General features: G+C 49.3%; 13 protein-coding genes and 1 pseudogene. 13 read left to right on the top strand and 1 reads right to left on the bottom strand.

Annotated elements, in window-relative coordinates:
* Window positions 1-108: 108 nt before the first annotated feature.
* From JET16_RS02265 to JET16_RS02255, 3 genes are all read left to right on the top strand, one after another.
* Window positions 109-3,192: an S-layer homology domain-containing protein gene (locus JET16_RS02265; protein ID WP_199613964.1), complete on the top strand. Its 3,084-nt coding sequence runs from the start codon at window positions 109-111 to the stop codon at window positions 3,190-3,192.
* 113 nt (window positions 3,193-3,305) lie between these two features.
* Window positions 3,306-3,590, top strand: coding sequence for a hypothetical protein (locus JET16_RS02260; protein ID WP_199613963.1), 285 nt, complete (start codon window positions 3,306-3,308; stop codon window positions 3,588-3,590).
* Between the two features lie 231 nt (window positions 3,591-3,821).
* Complete coding sequence (locus tag JET16_RS02255) at window positions 3,822-4,739, top strand: aldo/keto reductase (RefSeq protein WP_199613962.1); 918 nt, start codon at window positions 3,822-3,824, stop codon at window positions 4,737-4,739.
* Between the two features lie 319 nt (window positions 4,740-5,058).
* Here the strand turns inward: JET16_RS02255 and JET16_RS29955 are convergent, their stop codons facing one another.
* The gene (locus JET16_RS29955; protein WP_233531058.1) at window positions 5,059-5,283 is read right to left on the bottom strand and encodes a LysR family transcriptional regulator substrate-binding protein; all 225 of its coding nucleotides are present in this window, start codon (window positions 5,281-5,283) and stop codon (window positions 5,059-5,061) included.
* On the opposite strand from JET16_RS29955, the pseudogene JET16_RS02245 reads away from it, so the two are divergent.
* From JET16_RS02245 to metE, 10 genes and pseudogenes are all read left to right on the top strand, one after another.
* Window positions 5,263-5,475, top strand: a pseudogene (locus JET16_RS02245) (EamA family transporter); the annotation flags it as partial. The gene JET16_RS29955 and the pseudogene JET16_RS02245 overlap by 21 nt on opposite strands.
* 124 nt (window positions 5,476-5,599) lie before the next feature.
* A complete protein-coding gene (locus JET16_RS02240) occupies window positions 5,600-6,505 on the top strand; it encodes a PhzF family isomerase (protein ID WP_199613960.1) in 906 nt (301 codons plus the stop codon).
* A gap of 278 nt (window positions 6,506-6,783) precedes the next feature.
* Window positions 6,784-6,903: a RidA family protein gene (locus JET16_RS29950; RefSeq protein WP_325176584.1), complete on the top strand. Its 120-nt coding sequence runs from the start codon at window positions 6,784-6,786 to the stop codon at window positions 6,901-6,903.
* A gap of 102 nt (window positions 6,904-7,005) precedes the next feature.
* On the top strand, window positions 7,006-8,118 hold the full coding sequence (gene hppD, locus JET16_RS02230) for a 4-hydroxyphenylpyruvate dioxygenase (RefSeq protein WP_199613959.1): 1,113 nt from the start codon (window positions 7,006-7,008) through the stop codon (window positions 8,116-8,118).
* Between the two features lie 17 nt (window positions 8,119-8,135).
* Window positions 8,136-8,759 (top strand): flavin reductase family protein, encoded by a 624-nt coding sequence (locus tag JET16_RS02225; RefSeq protein WP_199613958.1) that lies wholly within the window; start codon window positions 8,136-8,138, stop codon window positions 8,757-8,759.
* A gap of 10 nt (window positions 8,760-8,769) precedes the next feature.
* The gene (locus JET16_RS02220) at window positions 8,770-9,711 is read left to right on the top strand and encodes a fumarylacetoacetate hydrolase family protein (RefSeq protein WP_199613957.1); all 942 of its coding nucleotides are present in this window, start codon (window positions 8,770-8,772) and stop codon (window positions 9,709-9,711) included.
* Between the two features lie 20 nt (window positions 9,712-9,731).
* Window positions 9,732-10,892 carry a homogentisate 1,2-dioxygenase gene (locus JET16_RS02215; RefSeq protein WP_199613956.1) on the top strand — a complete coding sequence of 387 codons (1,161 nt, stop codon included), beginning with the start codon at window positions 9,732-9,734 and terminating at the stop codon, window positions 10,890-10,892.
* Between the two features lie 40 nt (window positions 10,893-10,932).
* Entirely contained in the window at window positions 10,933-12,885 is a 1,953-nt protein-coding gene (locus tag JET16_RS02210) for an AMP-binding protein (RefSeq protein WP_199613955.1), read from the top strand.
* A 308-nt stretch (window positions 12,886-13,193) separates the two neighbouring features.
* Window positions 13,194-14,096, top strand: coding sequence for a LysR family transcriptional regulator (locus JET16_RS02205; protein WP_199613954.1), 903 nt, complete (start codon window positions 13,194-13,196; stop codon window positions 14,094-14,096).
* A 112-nt stretch (window positions 14,097-14,208) separates the two neighbouring features.
* Window positions 14,209-16,503 (top strand): 5-methyltetrahydropteroyltriglutamate--homocysteine S-methyltransferase, encoded by a 2,295-nt coding sequence (gene metE / locus JET16_RS02200; RefSeq protein ID WP_199613953.1) that lies wholly within the window; start codon window positions 14,209-14,211, stop codon window positions 16,501-16,503.
* The last annotated feature ends 542 nt before the right edge of the window (window positions 16,504-17,045 follow it).

The raw sequence follows: 17,045 nt of genomic DNA, 5'->3' as shown, positions 1-17,045 counted from the left end.
ACGTCTAACATAAATGGGGTGAGAGTGTTGCGCATAAATCAAAGAACAGTTGTTAGAAATGAAGCCGGCAAACGAAGCGGGAGGGGGAATATTACGGTTAAATATCTTTTGGCTGTTACAATCGCAGCATCGACATGTACTGGAGCCGCAGTATCAGCCGCGGATTTTGAAGATGTACCTGCCACAAGTTCATATTATCCTTATATAAACGAGTTGAAAGCGCTCGGCGTTATCGACGGAATATCCGAAGGCAAATTCGGCCCGGAACAGACGCTGACCCGCGCCCAGTTCGCCAAAATCGTCTCCATTGCGTTTAGGCTGCAAAATAACGGCAATATAGTGCCATTCTCGGACATCCAAAACCATTGGGCCGAGGAATACATACACGCCGCTTATCAAGCGGGCATTATTACCGGTACCTCGGAGAGGACATTTTCGCCAGGTAAAGCGATCAATCGCGAGGAGGCGGCCGTCATGGTATGGCGGTACGCGCAAAAACAGGGGCTTAGTTCCGGAAAAGTATTGAACTTCAGGGAGGCGCCCGCTTCTTGGGCGGTTACAGAAATCAGCAGTGTCATTGCCCATGGCTGGTACGGGAAGGACGTTAAAAAAATTTCAGACGGATGGTCGTACCGGCCGAAAGACGCCATGACACGTGAGGAAGCGGCCGCATTGATCGATTTGTCGATGCAGGATGTCCCCGGCAGTTTGAGCAATGCCGGTGCCGGCAAACCGGGGCAGAACGGATCTTCCGGTGTAAGCTCCGGCCTGCCGTCGGGGAACGTCCCATACGGCAGTATGGTCGTATTAACTGCCGCCAAAGACGGCGCAGCCATTTACTACACCATTGACGGCAGCGATCCCAAGACATCGCGTACCCGCAAGCACTACAGCTCGCCGATTCCGGTACTGAACAATGTTGTGATTAAGACGTACGCAGTGAATTATTCGTCTTCGGGCAAAGCTTCATCCAGCGATGTTTCCACCTACTGGTATGTGACGAAAGCAGCATTGTCAAATCAATCGGGACTCAATGATCCACTCGATAACTTTAAACAGATTCATAGCCGTTCGAATATTTTCATTTCATCGAGCGATCCTGCATACTTCGGCAACGATTCGAAACGGATGGCGCGAACGTCGACCAAGCCGGGGACGATCATTTACCGTACCGATTATGATATTTCATCGATAATGATATACAGCTACTTTTTTACCGGGATCGACTTGGAGAAGAACCAGTTGTTCGTATCGGAGAACGGTAAGGATTATAAGGAAATAACCGCCAAGGTTTATGCGATCGGTTATCCTGCCGGCAACTGGCAGCAGTACGTGTACGAGGTTTCGTCACTACCACTTCGTATAAGGTATTTGAAAATCGTTATGCGCGGATCCGCGAAGTCTTGGTCGCCGCAGCTTTCCAAAGTCACGCTCAATAGAAGCACCGCTTCCGTTGATATGAAGTCAACGAGAAGCGCAGATTCGCTTCTGGTCGAGCTGACTTCCGATTCGAAGGGGGCGCGGATTTATTACCGTGTCAATAACGGATCCGCTTTCAAGCCGTATTCCGGTCCGCTGAAGCTGACAGGCTATAATGTGCTTGAAACGTATGCGGTGAAAGACGGGAAAGTTCCGAGTCCCTTCCGCAAATATAGACTCAATGCCGGCAAGGATGTTAAAGTCGACCGGTTCGGTCAGATGGTTTCCGCGAATTTTCCGGGTAAAGTAACAAGCGAGGAGGAGCTGGTCGCGGATGCCGCGGCAGACGCGTCCTATTACGGGAGCTTAAAGCCCCCTGCAGACCGGGACAGCTACGGCGGATTGGCAGGCAGCTCGGCCAAGTATGGAATTAAGGGCACCGGCTTTTTCGCGATTCAGAAGGTCGGCAACAGGAAGATGATGACGACTCCGGCGGGCAATATATTTTTCAGCATAGGGATGAACGGAATCACGCCTAATGAAACCTACACGATGGTTAAAGGACGGGAGCATGATTTTGAATGGCTTCCCACATATGAAGGGGAGTACCAGTCGGCATTTATTACGCCCGATCACGGCAGCTTCTCATTCTACATGGCGAATAAATTCAGGAAGACGGGAGCCGTTCCGACTAACAGCTCGTTTTATGCGGAAGCGGTATATCGTCTCAAGAAATGGGGCTTTAACAGTGCCGGCGGATTTTCGCCCGATAAATACGGACAGGCGAACAAATTCCCTTATACACGGATGCTTCCGCTGAATAGCATGAGTTGGGCCAAAATTAGCGGAATTTCGATATTCGACATTTTTGCGCCTGACGCCGAAGCCAAGATCGATCAAGCGTTTAAGCAATCGCTCACACCGTACAAGAACGATCCGCTTCTGATCGGATATTTCATTGACAACGAATACGATTTCCATAAATTTTATTCCCATGTGCCGAAGCTGAAAGCAAGCTCCGCGGCGATCAAAGGACGATTAGTCCAAACATTGAAAAATAAATATAAAGAAATCGACGCATATAACAGCAGTTGGAACACTAGCTTCAAATCGTTCGATGAGCTGAAAGATGCCGAGCTGCCGGTCAGTACTTCGCAATCTTGGCGGGATATGAATGAATTTTTCCGGTATTATCTGGATACGTTTTACGGAACCGTATCGCGGATATATCGAAAATATGACCCGAATCATCTTCTGCTCGGGGACCGTTGGATGGTAACGCCTTTCCGGAACGAAAAATTTAGAAGCGTGCTGGCAGAGGTGGAAGGGAAGTACGTGGATGTCATCAGCATCAACTATTACAGCTATAACATCGAAACCGATCTCTTGAATGACGTGTACACGAAATCGGGCGGCAAACCGATTTTAATCAGCGAATTCGGTTATGGCACCGGTGAGCAGGGATTGAAGCCTCTCCTTCCCAATTCCGCCGGGAACCAGCTCCAAAGGGGAATGCGTTACCGGAATTACGTGGAGGGAGTTGCAAGTCTGGACTACATTGTCGGAGCCCATCTGTTTAATTATGTGGATCAAGCTGGCCATGGAAGGTATTGGCAGGGAATTTGGGGAGAGCGCTACAACTCCGGCGTAATCAACGTCGCGGATCGTCCGTATAAGGATTACCTAGAAGGGATCAGGGCGACCAACTACGACATATACAAGGTGTTTCTCCGGGAACGGCCGAAATTTTATTACGATTTCAGCTCAAAATAACTCAACAAAGCGGCCGTTTCCCAGTGGAAACGGTCGCCGCAATTTTTTCTGCTGTTCAACCCTGGAAATTTAATTTATGATTAAAGGAGTCGTTATGCAAGGGGGGATGCGCGTTGAAAAGAAATAGCCGGCATGCTGCGCTGCTGATCTTTACGATTTTATCCGTACTTTTCATTGCGATTCATCCCGCCATTACCGCAATCGACGAAATAACTGCCGATGTTTCCGATAATACTGCGCATACGGATGAAAAATTAAAGCTGTATGGCATCATTTCGCATTATCCCGTTATTATCGGCGGTTCTTCGTTCTCTGCTGCGGCCGGAAATTTTGCGGCTGTAAACTTCAAATCGAAACATTTTTTGCTGGCTGTTTTTTATCAATCGAGTTATTTTTAATATAGATCTTCTCCCTTCATTTAATTTAACATAAGGAGGAGAATGCCCATGTTATTGGCTCGATTGATAGTGATCGGCTTCTTTACATTATCTGCCGCCAGTCTTTTTCTGTTTCAAGGAATCGAAATATTCCATGCATTTTTCGATTTTTTCCACCAAAAACATTAACACTATAATAAGCGCGGTTCTCATTTGAGAGCCGCGTTCTGGTAAAGGAGAATGGACAAACCTATGAGAACAATCAAGCTGGGAAGCACCACGTTGGAAGTACCGGTTATTGCGGTCGGCTGCATGCGAATTAACTCGCTGGATAAGAAAGAGGCGGAGCGTTTCGTCCAGACCGCCCTGGATCAAGGGGCCAATTTCTTCGACCATGCCGATATTTACGGTGGAGGCAATTGCGAAGAAATATTCGCGGAAGCGATCCAAATGAACGACGATATTCGCGAGAAGCTCATCCTGCAATCCAAGTGCGGTATTAGCAAAGGCATGTTCGACTTCTCCAAAGAACATATTTTGGAATCCGTTGACGGCATTCTGAAGCGGTTGAAAACCGATTATTTGGATATTTTGCTATTGCACCGGCCGGACGCGCTGGTAGAGCCGGAAGAGGTGGCGGAGGCGTTCGATATTTTGGAAAACTCCGGGAAAGTGAGGCATTTCGGCGTCTCCAATCACAACCCGATGCAGATCCAGCTGCTGAAGAAGTCGGTGAAGCAGCCGATTGTTGCGAACCAACTTCAGCTGAGCATCACGAACGCGACGATGATCTCAAGCGGAATTAATGTAAATATGGAAAACGACTCCGCTGTAAACCGGGACGGCAGCGTGCTTGATTATTGCCGATTGAACAATATCACCATCCAGCCTTGGTCGCCGTTCCAATACGGATTTTTCCAAGGCGTATTCCTCGGGAACGACAAGTTCCCGGAATTGAACCGGAAGATCGACGAAATCGCGGCAAAATATGAAGTGAGCAACACTACCGTCGCACTCGCATGGATATTGCGCCATCCCGCGCGCATGCAGCCGGTGACCGGAACGATGAATATTGAGCGGTTAAAAGATTGCTGTAAAGCAAGCGATGTGCATCTGACACGCCAAGAGTGGTATGAGATTTATCGGGCGGCAGGCAATGTGCTTCCTTAACTCAATCATCGGAATAAATGCCCCATATCCAAAAATATGGGGCATTTATCATTCTATCAAGGCAGCGGATAAATAAAGGTCTCTTGCTGTTTGAATGAAAAGCTTAACGGCGATCGAAGCCTCCTTCAATGAAGGAACCGCCAAGTTAATTACTCTGCACGGCTGCGGATCAATGGTGCGTACTTGGACATTAGGCGGTAATTTTGACAGCGACAATGATATTTTGGATACGATAGCAGCACCCAGACCTTCATAGGTTCGTTGTTCAAATCCGTTATATGAATTATCGGACGGTTGTTAAGAGGATGATCGTCTCGTATTACAAACACATGTCGTCATTGTAGAACGGAACAATTTCAAACCCGTCATTCGGCGGAATAATCCAACCGACATCGATCACTCTGGATGACAGCCATTCTTTAATCTCATCGATTGTTCCTTCATAGAATTCAAATTTCAATCCGGGATGCTTCTCCCGAATAACCCGAATGCGTACGGTTCCGATTTCATAGCCCTTTGCAGCCGTAACCAAAATACATGGCACATTTATTTAATATCCTCGGCGCTGAACATTATTCTATTTTGCATCTTTCAAACCATAGGGCTGAATTATGTGCCTGCCGGACTATTTGCAACGATAGTTTTCTTCCAACCTGTGCTGCTTGGCATCTGCTCGTGGTTATGGCTGGGGGAACCGATGTTCTTTTGTAAAATTGCCGGCCTGATTCTCGGCTTTCTAAACTAATAGCGGGACTTGTTCTGATTATTTCAAGCATTGTCCTGGTAAACTTAAAACCGAAATCAATGCGAGATAAAGGACAGGGAAATAAAGAAAACCCTAAAGTTGGGAGAGAAGCGGTATGACAAGAAGTTATCGGTTATATCAGATTGATTCGTTTACGAAACACAAGTTTACCGGGAATCCTGCCGGGGTTATTACGAATGCGGACGGATTAACGGAAAGCGACATGAAGAAAATTGCGAGGGAGCTTAACAATTCTGAAACGGCCTTTATTTTTTCTTCCAGTGACGCCGCATATGATGTTCATCTGCGCTTTTTTACGCCGACACATGAGGTGCCGATCTGCGGACATGCCACTATAGCTGCGCACTATGCACGCGCCGTTGAACAACGGTTGGATACGACACGGGTTATTCATAAAACGGGGGCAGGCATTTTGCCGGTTGATGTCATTCGGGAAGACAACGATTATAAAATCATTATGAAGCAAGGGAAAATCGAGTTCGGTTCGTTAATTGAGGGAGGGGACAGGGAAATGCTGTTATCGGCTTTAGGCGTCACAGAAGAAGATTTATTGGAAAATCACCCTGTTCAAATTGTTTCAACAGGTCACTCCAAGGTGATGATCGGTATAAAAAGCAGTGTCATCTTACATCAGCTTAAGCCAAATTACGAAGCTCTTGCTCAATTGAGCAAACGAATAAATTGTAACGGTTACTATACGTTCACGACCGATTCTGCTGATCATGACATCCTCATCAGAGGAAGGATGTTCGCTCCCGCTATAGGGATCAACGAAGATCCGGTAACCGGAAACGCCAACGGCCCCCTTGGGGCATACCTTGTTCATCATAAACTCGCAAAGCATAACGGATCTTCGTTCCGATTCAAAGCTAAACAAGGGGAAGCAATGGGACGATCTGGAACTATGGAAGTTGAAGTGCAAATTGAGAATGGAGAACCTGTCGAAGTTAACATCTCCGGCGAAGCGGTAATTGTATTTCAATCGGAACTTATCTTATGAGCAACTATCAGGAGGGATATAAATGATATATGTATCTACAGACAATGCGTTAAAACCGTCCGGTCATTACTCTCAAGCCGTTATTTATGGTGATTTGATTTATATCTCAAACCAGTAGCTATAGACCCGGATACAGAACAAAAGAAAATCGGAACGATCGAGGACGAGACAGTAAGAGTATTAAAGAACATCGAAATTATTCTTGATGAGGCTGGCAGCGTAAAGAGCAAATTATTAGAACGACGGTATACATTACAAATATTGCTTTTTGGGATAAAGTGAACATTGTTTACGGCCGGTTTTTCGGGAGCCATAAACCTGCAAGAACAGTTGTTGTCGTGAAGGAACTGCATTTTGGATGCAATGTCGGAATTGAAGCCACGGCAGGAATTATTTAGAACAATAGAGATTAATACCCGTATATCCGTACATCTTTCCAATAGAAGCTTCGACATCTTCGTCACATGCTGAATATGATGGTGGAAAAAGGATGAGACTGCATGAAAAAACAAAGACGGTTCGATGGCGTAGCTTCTGATTTTTTTCCGGTACGGGAAATCGACTATATTGAATTTTATGTCGGCAACGCGAAACAAGCCGCGCATTTTTTCAGCAAAGGATTCGGTTTCCGTCCAGCTGCCTATGCAGGATTGGAAACCGGAGAAATAAACAAGGTTTCGTATGTGCTGGAACAAAATAAAACGCGGTTTGTCGTCACCGGTGCGCTTTCGCCGGACCATCCGGCCGCGGAATTTGTCAAGAACCATGGCGACGGCGTGAAAGACATTGCATTGCGGATCGACGATGTGGAGAAGGCTTACCGGGAGGCGGTTAACCGCGGCGGTATCCCGGTTATGGAGCCGAGGGAATTTACCGATGCTCATGGAACGGTAACAATGGCTGTTATCGGAACGTATGGGGATACAGTCCACACGTTAATCGACCGCAGCGGTTATAACGGGCTGTTTTTGCCGAAGTATGAGCCTTGCGAGCTGCCCATTTTGCATCAACCGGCCGGAATCATCGGAGTCGACCATGTTGTCGGCAATGTGGAGCGCATGGAGGAATGGGTACGGTATTACGAGAAGGTAATGGGCTTCAAACAGATGATACATTTTGATGATAAGGACATCTCGACCGAGTATTCGGCGCTGATGTCGAAGGTCATGTTCAGCGGCGGGCGAATCAAATTTCCGATTAACGAGCCGGCAACCGGAAAGCGCAAATCGCAGATTCAAGAATTCCTCGACTATTATCACGGTGCCGGCGTGCAGCACATCGCGCTTTTAACGAATGACATTATTTCTACGGTATCCGCCCTGCGGAATAACGGCGTTGATTTCTTGACTACGCCGGACAATTATTATGAAATGCTGCCTGACCGGGTAGGCGCAATCGATGAAAATATTGCCAAGCTTCGGGAACTGAATATTTTAGTCGACCGGGATGACGAAGGCTATTTGCTGCAAATTTTTACGAAGCCGATCGTGGACCGTCCCACCTTGTTCATTGAAATCATTCAGAGGAAAGGCGCTACCGGATTCGGGGAGGGCAACTTTAAAGCGCTATTCGAATCGATTGAACGGGAACAGGCCCGCAGAGGTAATCTTTAAGATAAAGGAGTGGGAAGATGAAGGTAGATCCCGGCACGCTGGATTGGAAAGACGCCTACAAATTGCTTATCGGCTCCGTTCTGCCCCGGCCTATCGCATTTGTCTCCACTGTCGATCGAGACGGGCACTGCAATTTGGCTCCTTTCAGCTTTTTTACCGGCATATGCGCGAATCCGATGATGGTTTGTTTTGCTCCGATGATCAGGGGGACCGATGGGAAAAAGAAGGATACGCTCTCCAATATCGAGGCGACGAAACAGTTTGTCATCAACATTGTAGGTGAGAAAATCGCCGCAAAAATGAACGATTGTGCGATTGAATATCCGCCTGAGGTGGATGAATTCGTGCAAACGGGTCTCACCAAAATACCGTGCGAGTTCGTCAAACCGCCGCGTGTAAAAGAATGCGATGTGCACCTCGAGTGTACATTGCATGAAATCGTTACGTTCGGCGATCATCCCGGCGCCGGCAGCTTGGTGATCGGCCGGGTCGTTTATTTGCATGTTCTGGATGAGCTGTTCGAAAACGGCAAAATCAACAGCGAAAAGCTGCGCCCGATCGGCCGGATGGCAGGGCAAACATATACACGGGCAGTTTCGGATACGTTCGAGCTGGAACGGAAAAAGCAGCCTGGAAAGTGAGTTGACCCGCATGAAATTTGTTACGTTCCTCAATGAAAAAGGCGAGCAGAGGGCGGGCTGGGTTCAGGACGGCATAGTGGTCGACATGCAGCTGGCCAGCGGGGGATTACTGCCGGATAATATACAGGATTTTTTACAGGATTCGGAAACGTGTTTACCGGTCGCGAACCTATTAGCGGAACAATTCAGGCTGGATGCTGCGAAGCTTTTCATAGAGCAGCCGCGGAAGGCATTCCCGTTTGCCGGCGTTTCCTTGTGCGCTCCGATTCCGAAGCCGTCCAGCGTGCGCGATTTTTACGCTTTCGAGCAGCATGTGAAGACGGCGAGGGCGGGGCGAGGACTTGCGATGATTCCGGAGTGGTATGAAATTCCCGTATTTTATTTCTCCAATCACCGGTGCATTATAGGGCCCGATGAGCCGGTACTGCGGCCCAAGAAGTGCCAATGGCTGGATTATGAGCTGGAAATCGCCTGTGTCATAGGAAAGGAAGGACGTAATATACGGGCATGCGAGGCGGATGACTATATTGCCGGATACTGTATCATGAACGACTGGAGCGCCCGCGATCTCCAGCGCCAGGAAATGAAAGTCGGATTAGGCCCGGCAAAAGGCAAAGATTTTGCCACCTCTCTCGGTCCGTATCTGGTTACGAAGGATGAACTGGCGCCATACCGCACAGGAGACCGCTTTAGCTTGGAGATGACGGCCAAAGTAAACGGGCGGTTGTTGTCTCGTGGTAATTTCCGGGATATTTACTATACGTTCGGGGAAATGATCGAGCGTGCCTCGGAAGATGCCGTATTATATCCGGGAGATGTGATCGGATCGGGGACGGTTGGCACCGGATGCATTCTAGAGTTGGGGACGGAGGTTCACCGGTGGCTCGAGCCGGGTGATGAGGTGGAGCTTGCGGTCACCGGACTGGGCGTGTTGAAAAATCAGGTGGAGTAATCGGGAGAGAGGGAGCGAATATGCCGTTTTATCATCGCATGGGGACGGTCCCGCCTAAGAGGCATACGCAATTTCGCCGGACGGACGGTACGTTGTACCGCGAACAGGTGATGGGGACGAAAGGCTTTTCGGGAATCCAATCGATTCTATACCATCATTATGCGCCTGCCGAAATCGTAAAAGCGCATTTGCTTTCTGCTTGCAGAACTCAGTATGAAGAGCAGGGAGCGCTGCGGCACCGGCATTTCCGCACAATCGGATGTAACAAAACCGGCGACGCGGTCGCAGGCAGGCAGTATATTCTCGGCAACGACGATTTGTTGATCGGTGTCGTCAATCCGACGGAAGCGATGGACTATTACTACCGCAATGGAGACGGAGACGAATTGCTGTTCGTTCATTACGGGTCAGGCAAAGTGGAAACGATGTTCGGCACATTATTGTATCGCCCCGGCGACTATATCGTGCTGCCGATCGGCACGATTTACCGTGTGGTTCCGGATGCCGGGAAATCCAAGTTTCTTGTAGCGGAAACGAACGGCTGGATCACGACACCTAAGCGTTACCGTAATGAACACGGACAGTTGCTGGAGCATAGTCCGTACTGCGAGCGGGATATCCGCGTTCCGGAAATATTGGAAACGGTTACGGAAAAAGGCGAGTTTGAAGTCCGTACAAAAAAAGGCGGACATCTGCACTCCCATATACTCTCCCATCATCCGCTGGATGTGGCCGGGTGGGACGGTTATTTGTATCCATGGATATTGAATATTCACGATTTCGAACCGATTACGGGACGCATCCATATGCCGCCGCCGATTCATCAGACTTTCGAAGGGAACAATTTCGTCGTGTGCTCGTTTTGCCCAAGGCTGTACGATTATCATCCGCAGTCCATCCCCGCTCCGTACTTTCACAGCAATGTCGACAGCGATGAAGTGCTGTACTATGTGAGAGGAAACTTCGGCAGCCGCAAAGGGATTGAAGAAGGCTCGATAACGCTGCACCCTTCGGGCATCCCGCACGGTCCCCATCCCGGCAAAGTGGAAGAAAGCATCGGGAAGAAGGAAACGAATGAATTGGCGGTTATGATCGACACGTTCCGTCCTCTGCAAGTCGTGGGGCAGGCACGGGAGATTGAGGATAAAGATTACGCATACAGCTGGGTTCCAAGATCGTAATGATAACGCGGAGCGATGCAAAAAAAAGGAGATGCTGAACATGCGGCAAAAAGCGGTTTGGCACCCGCCGAAGCATGAGATGGAGAAAACACGCCTTTATCGCTTTATGCGAAAATATGGGTTTGCCGATTTTGACGATTTCTATCGGGAATCGATTCGAGACATATCCTGGTTCTGGGATGCCGTTGTAGAGGATATGGGGATCGAATGGTTTCACGGCTATGATCAGGTCGTCGATTTGGCGGGGGGGATACGCCGGCCCTCATGGTTCGCCGGGGGCCGCATCAACGCGGCTTACAACGCAGTCGACAAATGGTTGAATGATGCGGCGGTATCCGGCAGGCATGCTCTCCTCTGGGAAGGCGAAAACGGGGAAACGAGAAGGTTTACCTATAGCGAGCTGGCCGAACAAGTCGATCGTGCGGCGCACGGATTACGTCGATTAGGGATAAGCAAGGGCGAGCGCATTGCAATCTATATGCCGATGCTGCCGGAAACCGTAATTGCCATGCTTGCCGTTGCCAAGCTCGGAGCAATTTCTACCCCCGTATACTCCGGCTATTCCTGGGAGGCGGCGGCCAAACGCGTCGAAGGGGCGGGCTGCAGACTCATCATCACGGCAGACGGCTATTACCGGCGCGGTATAGTGGTTCCGATGAAGGAGGAAGCCGATAAGGCGGCAGACAACGTCACTGCAGTCCGGAAGCTGGTCGTTGTTCGCCGCCTTGGCATCGATATCCCTTGGCGGCAGGAGAGAGACGTGGAATGGACCGAGCTGACCCGCTCCGACTCCTTGCAACAATTGCAAACGCTCCCGATGGAAAGCGCCGATCCGCTCATGCTCCTGTACACCTCCGGGACGACCGGCTCGCCCAAAGGCATCGTCCATACGCACAGCGGGTTTCCGATCAAAGCGGCGTTCGACGCCGGATATGCAATGGACTTTCGGCCAGGCAACGTTATGTTTTGGATCACGGACATGGGTTGGATGATGGGGCCATTTCTGGTATACGGCTCACTGCTCAACGCCGGCACGATGACGCTTTATGAAGGAGCGCCTGATTACCCCGGCCCGGATCGCATATTCCAACTTGTCCAAAAGCACCAAGTGACGCACCTCGGTATTTCTCCGACATTGATTCGCGTGTTGATGAAGCACGGAGAGCGATGCTTCCGAGGTCGTGACTTGTCCTCGCTGCGGGTGGTCGGTTCGACGGGAGAGCCCTGGAATCCGGAGTCTTGGCTCTGGCTGTTCCACGAAGTGTGCAAAGACCGTGTACCGATTGTCAATTATTCGGGCGGTACTGAAATATCCGGGGGCATTCTCGGTAATGTACTGTTAAAACCGATTGCCCCGGCCGGCTTCAACACGCCGATTCCAGGCATGAACGCGGATGTGTTTAACAATGAAGGGAAATCTGTACGGGGCGAAGTCGGGGAGTTGGTTCTGAAGAGTCCATGGGTCGGCATGGCGGAAAGCTTTTGGCAGGAGCCGCAGCGATATGAGAAGGCGTATTGGTCGCGTTGGCACGATGTTTGGGTGCACGGCGATTGGGTAAATATCGACGAAGACGGCTGCTGGTACATCACGGGTCGCTCCGACGATACTCTAAAAATCGCAGGCAAACGGCTCGGCCCTGCGGAGATGGAATCGCTGCTCGTGGAGCATCCGCTGGTGGCGGAAGCGGCCGCCATAGGCGTACCCGACGAGGTGAAAGGGGAGGCAGCCGTCTGTTTTATCGTCCCGCATCGTTCCCGCGCAAATGCGATTCAACCGTCCGAGTTGACGGCGGATTTGATTGCTTTGGTCGCTGAACGGCTCGGGAAGTCGTTAAAGCCGAAGGCGATCCATATCGTAGATGCGCTGCCCAAGACAAGGAACGCCAAGGTTATGCGCAGAGTGATTCGCGCCGCTTATTTGGGGGAAGATCCGGGCGACTTGTCGGCCTTGGAAAACCCCGAAGCGGTGCATGCTATTCGGTTGATTATTTAAATAATGCCGGCCATACTCTGGGGCGAAGAGTCGGCCGGCTTTGTTTTTTGCCGCGAAACACTCATGCAGACTGGAAATGCCACAAAATTCGGATACATGAGGTCGCTTCTCCCGTTCCTTCCGTTAGTTTGTTATTTGAAGAGGACAGGGTGCACTCCCCCAATGATAAATAACGATAGAGAAAGAAAATCGGTTTGAATAACCGGAGAAAAAATCATGGCCGAAAATAGTGATGTATAATGTAATGTAAAACAGCAAAGAATCCAACTGCCTGCGAGAACATCGAGAATATAGAGGGGAGAGTCACATTGACGCTGCAGCAATTAAAGTATGTGATTGAAGTCGTGAAGAGAGGTTCCATTAATGAAGCGGCCAAGCGGCTGTTTATTTCTCAGCCCAGCCTTTCCAATGCAATTAGAGATCTTGAAGAAGAATTGAAGATTACGATTTTTGAAAGATCCAATAAAGGAATATCCCTTTCCAAGAACGGGGTTGAATTCTTAAGATACGCGCGACAGGTGGTCGAGCAAGCGGAATTATTGGAAGGCAGGTATCTCAATGCCAAACCTTCCCCGCAGCATTTTTCGGTATCGACTCAGCATTACGCTTTCGCGGTGAATGCATTTGTAAGTTTAGTGCAGCAGTATGGCCAAGATGAATATGAATTGGCTTTGCGCGAGACAAAAACTTATGAAATTATTGAGGATGTCAAAAGCTTGCGCAGCGAGATCGGAATTTTATATTTGAATGAGTTTAACGAGAAAGTCATCAACAAGATGCTTAAAGAAGCCAATTTGCAGTTCAACAGCTTATTTATCGCGAAACCGCACATTTTTATCAGTATTAAGAATCCCTTGGCGAAGCAATCGATCGTGACGATTGACCAGCTGGAGCAATATCCGTATTTGTCCTTTGACCAGGGAGAATATAATTCATTCCATTTTTCGGAAGAAATACTCAGCACGATGTCGCACAAGAAAAGCATTCGAGTCAATGACCGGGCGACGCTCTTCAATTTGTTGATCGGATTAAACGGATATACGATATCCACCGGTGTACTGAGCGCCGACTTAAACGGCAATGAAATTATTCCCGTGCCGTTGGATTGCGAGGAAACGATCAATGTCGGTTGGATATCCCATCGAAACGCTTCACTATCCAAGCTGGGAGAGGCGTATATTCAGTCGCTCAAGCAGGCAATAACCCAATAATCGCTTTGTTATAGCCAAAAACTATATCTAGATATAGTTATTATCAGTTACGCTATATCCAGCCTGACGTGATATGTTTTTTGTAAACAACTAGCAGAGGAGTTTACAAAACATGGTGAAAAGCAGTGTGCTGGGATATCCGCGTATCGGTGCGAATCGAGAGTGGAAGAAGACGTTGGAGGCATTTTGGTCAGGCAAGCTCATAGAATCGGAGTTTCACAGTCAGCTGCAGGAAATCCGTTTGAATCATTTGCGCAAACAGCGGGAGAAGGGCATCGACTTCATCGCGGTGAATGATTTCAGCTATTACGATCACATGCTTGATACAGCCGCAATGTTCGGCATCATTCCTAAGCGCTTTTCTTATCAAGGCGGTGCCGTACCGCTATCCGTCTATTACGGCATGGCCCGCGGTACGAAGGATTCGGCGGCATGCGAAATGACCAAATGGTTCAACACCAACTATCACTATATCGTTCCTGAATTGGACGGGGTATCGCCGGCGCTTACCGAAAATAAACCTCTTTCGGCATATCGGGAAGCGAAGGAGAAGCTCGGTATAGAAGGAAAACCGGTTATTGTCGGACCGTTGACCTTCCTAAAGCTGTCAAAGGGTTATAGCGTATCGGAGACAGACTCGTGGCTCGACCGGCTGCTTCCTCTCTATGTGGAGATTTTGCGGGAGCTTGAAAGAGAAGGGGTTCAGTGGGTACAAATCGATGAACCGATACTCGTAACAAAGCTAAGCGAAGCCGATGTGCAGCGATTGAAGTTAATCTATGGGACGTTTGCCGCTTCGGCGCCGAACTTGAACATCATGCTGCAAACCTATTTTGAATCGGCAGAGCGCTACAGCGACATCGTCGGACTGCCAGTGAAAGGAATAGGACTTGATTTCGTACATGGCTTTTCCGGTAATATGTCGTCGATCAAAGAGCTGGGTTTTCCGGCGGACAAGGTATTAGGTGTGGGTGTCATCGACGGCCGCGGTATTTGGAAGGCGCCTCTTCGTGAAAAACTGGCGCTGCTGCAAAGCCTCGCAAAGCTCGTACCGGTCGAGAGGTTAGTCGTACAATCGTCCTGCAGCTTGCTTCACGTTCCGGTAACGGTACAACATGAAACGACACTGAAATCCGAACTGAAGGAAGCTCTCGCATTTGCGGATGAGAAGCTGGAGGAGCTTGTACTTCTAACGAAAGCATTAGCGAAAGACGGTGGCGGTATCATATCCGAACTGGAACAATACGATCGTGCCGGCCAGGCGCTTAACCTGTCTGCCGACCGCAATCGGGAAGACGTTCAGCATGCGGTTGCCGCTATCAGTACTCAGCACCCCGAACGGAACAGTCCTTTCTCCGAACGTCATAAAGCTCAACAGGAGAAATGGCGGTTGCCTATCTTTCCGACAACGACAATCGGAAGCTTCCCGCAAACCGCCGAGGTTCGCAGGGCCCGCCAGCTTTGGCGCAAAGGCGAATGGAGCGATGAGCGGTATACAAGCTTCATCCGGGAACAGATCGATCTGTGGATCAAGCTGCAGGAGGAAATCGGGCTGGATGTTCTCGTGCACGGCGAATTTGAGCGAACCGACATGGTCGAGTTTTTCGGCGAGAAGCTCGCGGGCTTCGCGTTCACACAGAACGGTTGGGTACAATCGTACGGATCCCGCTGCGTCAAACCGCCGATCATATTTGGGGACGTAGCGTTCAAGGGGCCGATGACCGTCGAAGAGACAAAATATGCTCAGTCCCAGACCGAACGACCGGTTAAAGGAATGCTGACCGGACCGATTACGATCATGAACTGGTCGTTTGTTCGCGATGACATCGATCGCGAACACATCGCTTATCAATTGGCCTATGCGCTTAGACAAGAGGTGGAGGCAATGGAGCAGGCGGGTATTCACATGATACAGGTCGACGAGCCCGCGGTGCGCGAAGGGCTGCCGCTCAAGGAGGAAGAACAATCGAAGTACCTGAAGTGGGCTGTAAAGGCATTCCGCGCAGCCACCTGCACGGTACAAGATACCACGCAAATTCACACGCATATGTGCTATTGCGAGTTCCATGACATGATCGATTCGATCGAAGAGATGGATGCCGATGTGATTTCGATCGAGACATCCCGCAGTCATGGAGAGCTGATTCACAGCTTCGAGTTGAATACCTATAGTAAAGGCATCGGTTTAGGCGTATACGATATCCACAGTCCGCGGGTTCCGCAAGTGGAGGAAATGACTTCGATGATCGAACGCGCTTTGCGTGTGCTGGATCCGAAGCTGTTTTGGATCAATCCGGACTGCGGACTTAAGACGCGCGGATTTGATGAGACTGTTTCTTCCCTCCGCAATATGGTTGAAGCGACAAAGATCGTCCGTGCGAAATATGTCCAACATTCGCTTAATTAATGGTTTATTCCGATATCGAGTCAGGACATATCAACGGAAGGATTTGTAGTAAATTACAGATGCCACCGGGTTCACTCGGACATATAACCATGAATCGTGCGTGCTTGTTTCATAGTGAACACGGTGATGCGCGAAAGAACCACGTTGTGCCGGTGTGAAACAAGAGCCGGCGAATCGTGCGTGCTTGTTTCATAGTGAAACACGGTGATGCGCAAAAAAACCACGTTGTGCCGGAATGAACAAGAGGCGGCGAATCGTGCGTGCTTGTTTCATAGTGAAACACGGTGATGCGCAAAAAAACCACGTTGTGCCGGAATGAACAAGAGGCGGCGAATCGTGCGTGCTTGTTTCATAGTGAAACACGGTGATGCGCAAAAAAACCACGTTGTGCCGGAATGAACAAGAGGCGGCGAATCGTGCGTGCTTGTTTCATAGTGAAACACGGTGATGCGCAAAAAAAATAACGATCCAAGGATCTTAATAGCGTCCTATACGGAGTCTTTCCGCTAATAGCAGTACAATTCCGAACTTTCAGAGGAGTC

Source organism: Paenibacillus alkalitolerans (genome assembly GCF_016482785.1).
In the GTDB taxonomy this organism is placed as follows: Bacteria; Bacillota; Bacilli; order Paenibacillales; family YIM-B00363; genus Paenibacillus_AE; species Paenibacillus_AE alkalitolerans.
The sequence above is the reverse complement of the archived record's forward strand: the minus strand, read 5'-3'. Positions and strand labels throughout refer to the sequence as shown.